This is a genomic window from Armatimonadota bacterium, from assembly GCA_031081675.1.
GTDB lineage: Bacteria > Sysuimicrobiota > Sysuimicrobiia > Sysuimicrobiales > Kaftiobacteriaceae > Calidihabitans > Calidihabitans tengchongensis.
Genome location: JAVHLZ010000047.1, coordinates 1 through 3,940, shown reverse-complemented (window position 1 = coordinate 3,940; position 3,940 = coordinate 1). Strand labels below are relative to the sequence as shown.

The window sequence follows — 3,940 nt, the reverse complement described above, 5'->3', positions numbered from 1 at the left end:
CGCTGCTGGCCCACGAGTTCAAGGTGCGCGTCCCGCGGTCTCCCGTGCGCTACGCCCAGAGCCTGGGCGGAGGCGTCCTGATGGGCTATGGGGCCGGGCTGGCCCTGGGCTGCACCGTGGGGGCGTTCTTTTCCGCGATCCCGTCCCTGGCCCTGAATGGGTGGGTGTTCGCCGCTTCCCTGGCGGCGGGGGCGTGGGTGGGGGTGCGCGTGTTGGAGAGGATTCCCTGAGGAGGCGGCCATGTTCCTGGACGTGCGGGGCGAGATCTGTCCCTACCCGATGAAAAAGGCCATGGAGGCGATGCAGCGGCTCCCCGCCGGGGAGGAGCTGGAGGTGCTGGTGGACCACCCGCCGGCCATCGACACCATCCGCATGGCCGCGGTGCGCCTGGGATTTGCGATGACGGTGGAGGCCGCCGGCAGCGGCGAGTGGCGGATCCGCCTGCGCCGGCAGGCTGAGGAGGTGAGCTCCCGATGAGGCTGCGTGCGTGGATCACGGCGCTGGCGGCGGCCCTGGCGGTGGCCGCCGCGGCGCCGGCGGCGGTGGGCCGGCCGCGGGCCCAGATCTTCGTCCTCAGCAACAGCGCCCCCCACGTGGTGGTGGTGGACGGCCAGACCCACCAGGTCGTCCGGACGGCGGACCTCCCCGAGGGCGGGGCGTGGGCGTGGGCGTGGAACGACGACAACAACTACTTTGACGGCACCCACCTGTGGCTGGGCCGGCGCTTCCCCGCCACCGACGAGGTGGAGGTGGTGCTGCTGGACGTGACCACGCTGCAGATCGCCCGCCGGGTGCCCCTGGGCACGGACCGCACCACCCTGTACATCGGCAAGCCGACCCGGGACGGGCGGGTGTTCGTCAGCAAGCACGCATCGGGCGAACTGGCGGTCCTGGATGCGCGCACGGCCAGCCTGCTGCAGACCGCGCCCCTGCCGGTGGACGGGGGTGTGGCCTGTGACGTGGACGCCGCCCGCGGGCCGCTGGAGCGGGTCCTGGTGCCCACCGACACCGGCAATGCGGTGCTTGCCGTCGACCCGGCTACCCTGCAGGTGGTGGCCCGCCGCGCCTTTGAGGGCACCCGCCCCTTCATGCTCACCACCTCCCCCGATGGCCGTCAGGTGTGGGTGCAGGAGCGCACGGGAAACAGCATCACCGTCCTCAATGCCCGGACCCTGGACGTGATCCGCAGAATTCCCACCGGCCGCACGCCCATCGTGGGCACCTTCAGCCCCGACGGCGCCGTGCACATCACCGGCCACGCGGCCGACGTCATCGTCCTGGCCCACGACACCCGCACCTTCCGCGAGGTCTGGCGGGCCCGGGTGGGCACCTCCCCTGACAAGGTGGGCGTCCACCCGGCAGGAACGTATGCCTATGCCACCGTCTCCCGGGAGGGGACGCTGGCCGTGCTGGACCTGGCCACCGGCCGGGTGGTGATGCGGGTGGCGCTGGGCACGAACCCCACCGGCCTGTACGTGCGGCGGTTGTAGGGCGGCGGAGGCTGTACACTAGAAAAAGAGGATGCGCATCCTGGCGTGCGCCGACCTGCACGGGCATCGAGACCGGATGGAGCGCGTCCGGGCGCTGGTGGACGAGCACCGGCCCGACGTCGTCGTCCTGCCGGGAGACCTCACCCACGCCGGGCGGGGAGAGGACGTCCTGGAGCTGTTCGACCTCCCGGTGCCGGTCCTGGCCGTCCCCGGCAACATGGACGGGCCGGGGGCCGCCTCCCGGATCCGCCAGCGGGGCCGGCTGGACGGGATCGAGCCGGTTGCGGTGGGAGGCGTGACGTTCGGAGGGCCTCGCTGTGCGTCTCCGTGCGACGTCCTGGTCACCCACGAGCCGCCGTGGGGCGTGCAGGACACCCTGCCCTCGGGCCGCCACATCGGGTCCCGCACGGTGCTGGAGCAGATGCAGCGGCTGCGCCCCCGGGTGCTGCTGTGCGGCCACGTGCACGAGGCCGCCGGCATGGCCCGGGCCGATCAGACGCTGGTGGTCAACTGCACCATGGGCGACGGCGTGACCTCCGGCGCCCTGGTGGAGCTGGCCGGCGACGACGTGCGCGCCCGCCTCCTGTAACCGTGCGGTGCGCCGGTCACCCGCGCGGGGCCCGGCTCAGGCCGGCCGGCACCGCGCCACCCGCAACCCGTTGGCCACCGCCAGCAGCTCGCTGATCTCGTGGATCAGGACGGCACTCACCACCGTCAGGGCGCCCACAAGCGCCCCGGGGATGAGGACGCTGAGGATCAGCAGCGAGAAGACGACATTCTGGGCGCTGATCCACCGGACCGTCCGCCCCACCCGGATGGCATAGGCCACCTGCCGCAGGTCGTCGGCCATCAGGGCAACGTCGGCGGCTTCGATGGCGGCATCGGTCCCCGCCACGCCCATCGCAATGCCGACGCTGGCGGCCGCCAGGGCCGGTGCGTCGTTGATGCCGTCGCCTACCATCGCCACCACCACGCCCCGCGCCCGCATCCGCTCAACAATCCGCACCTTGTCCTCGGGCCGCAGGCGGGCGTGCACGTGGTCGATCCCCAGTTCCCGGGCGATGGCGGCCGCGGTCTGCTCGCTGTCGCCGGTGAGCATGACCGTGCGGACGCCCAGGCGGCGCAGCCGGTCCACGGCCTCCCGGGCCTCCGCCCGCAGGCGGTCGCGGACGGCGATGAGGCCCACCGGGGTGGAGTCCCGGACCACGGCGATCACGGTCTTGCCGTCCCGGAGCAGGCCCTCGGCCAGCGCGGGGTCTACCGTCGCCCCGCTCTGGGCCGCCAGGGCCAGGGTGCCCACGGAGACCAGCATCCCGTCCACCCGGGCCTGCGCTCCCAGTCCCGGCAGCGCCCGGAACTCTGACGCGGCCCGCAGCGGCACGCGGTCCGCTTCGGCGCGACGCACCACCGCCGCCCCGATGACGTGCTCGGACAGGCGCTCCACGCTGGCGGCCAGCGCCAGGACATCCCCGGGCGTCGCGTCCCCCAGGGGGAGGACGTCGGTGACGTCGGGGGTCCCTTCGGTCAGGGTCCCGGTCTTGTCGAACGCCACCACCTGCACCCGCCCCAGCTGCTCCAGGTGCGCGCCGCCCTTGACCAGGACCCCGTGCCGTCCCGCGATGGCGATGCCGGCGGCGACGGCCACCGGCGTGGACATCACCAGGGCGCAGGGGGCGGCCGCCACCAGCAACACCACGGCCCGCAGGGCCCAGGGCAGCCAGGGCTGCCCGAACGCCGGCGGCACCACCGCCAGGGCCGCGGCGGCGGCCAGCACCGCCGGCGAGTAGCGCCGGCCGAACCGCTCGATCAGCGACTGCAGCCGGCCCTTGCGCTCCTGGGCCTCCTCCACCAGGTGGATGATGCGGGAGAGGGTGTTGTCGGCGAACGCCGCCGTCGCTTCGACGACCAGCGCGCCGTGGCGGTTCACGGTCCCCGCGTACACCGGATCCCCGGGCCCCTTGTCCACGGGCAGGGACTCCCCCGTCACCGGCGCCTCGTCGACGGCGCTGACCCCTTCGCGGACGACCCCGTCGGTGGGAATCGCCTCCCCCGGCCGCACCACGAACCGGTCGCCGGGCCGCAGGTCGGCCGCCGGCACCACCACCTCCTGCCCGTCGCGCAGGACCCGGGCCTGCTGGGGAGCCAGCGCCAGCAGGCTCCGGATGGCCGAGCGGGTACGGGCGTAGGCGAACTCCTCCAGGGCCTCGGCGCCGGCATAGAGGAAGACCAGCAGTGCGGCTTCGTCCCACAGGCCCAGAGCGGCCGCCCCGAGGGCGGCGGCGGCCATGAGGATGTCAATTCCCACCACCCGCTCGCGCCAGAGGGCGGAGATGCCCTCCCGGACAAAATGTCGGCCTCCCACCACCCCCGCCAGCGCGAACAGCAGCACCTCGACCGCCCGCCATCCCCCCAGGTGCCCCACCGCCCAGGCGGCGGCAATGATCCCCCCG

Annotated in this window: 5 protein-coding genes; 4 read left to right on the top strand and 1 reads right to left on the bottom strand. The window is 73.9% G+C overall.

Going from position 1 to position 3,940, the window contains the following annotated elements; translation table 11 throughout:
• The 4 genes from RB150_11370 to RB150_11355 all read left to right on the top strand — a co-directional run.
• Nucleotides 1-230 (top strand): YeeE/YedE thiosulfate transporter family protein (locus RB150_11370; GenBank protein MDQ7821133.1); only part of this gene is annotated, 230 nt, incomplete at its 5' end.
• A gap of 10 nt (nt 231-240) precedes the next feature.
• Nucleotides 241-477: a sulfurtransferase TusA family protein gene (locus tag RB150_11365; GenBank protein ID MDQ7821132.1), complete on the top strand. Its 237-nt coding sequence runs from the start codon at nt 241-243 to the stop codon at nt 475-477.
• Nucleotides 474-1,490, top strand: a complete 1,017-nt coding sequence (locus tag RB150_11360) for a YncE family protein (GenBank protein MDQ7821131.1) — start codon at nt 474-476, stop codon at nt 1,488-1,490. Before RB150_11365 ends, RB150_11360 begins: the two co-directional genes overlap by 4 nt.
• Before the next feature lie 31 nt (nt 1,491-1,521).
• Nucleotides 1,522-2,079, top strand: a complete 558-nt coding sequence (locus RB150_11355) for a metallophosphoesterase family protein (GenBank protein MDQ7821130.1) — start codon at nt 1,522-1,524, stop codon at nt 2,077-2,079.
• 36 nt (nt 2,080-2,115) lie between these two features.
• Here the strand turns inward: RB150_11355 and RB150_11350 are convergent.
• On the bottom strand, nt 2,116-3,940 hold a 1,825-nt coding region (locus tag RB150_11350), incomplete at its 5' end, for a heavy metal translocating P-type ATPase (protein MDQ7821129.1).

What these genes read in the sequence shown, in the direction of transcription:
- RB150_11355 (MDQ7821130.1), top strand. Translation starts at nt 1,522, where the DNA reads ATGCGCATCCTGGCGTGCGCCGACCTGCACGGGCATCGAGACCGGATG.
- RB150_11360 (MDQ7821131.1), top strand. Translation starts at nt 474, where the DNA reads ATGAGGCTGCGTGCGTGGATCACGGCGCTGGCGGCGGCCCTGGCGGTG.
- RB150_11365 (MDQ7821132.1), top strand. Translation starts at nt 241, where the DNA reads ATGTTCCTGGACGTGCGGGGCGAGATCTGTCCCTACCCGATGAAAAAG.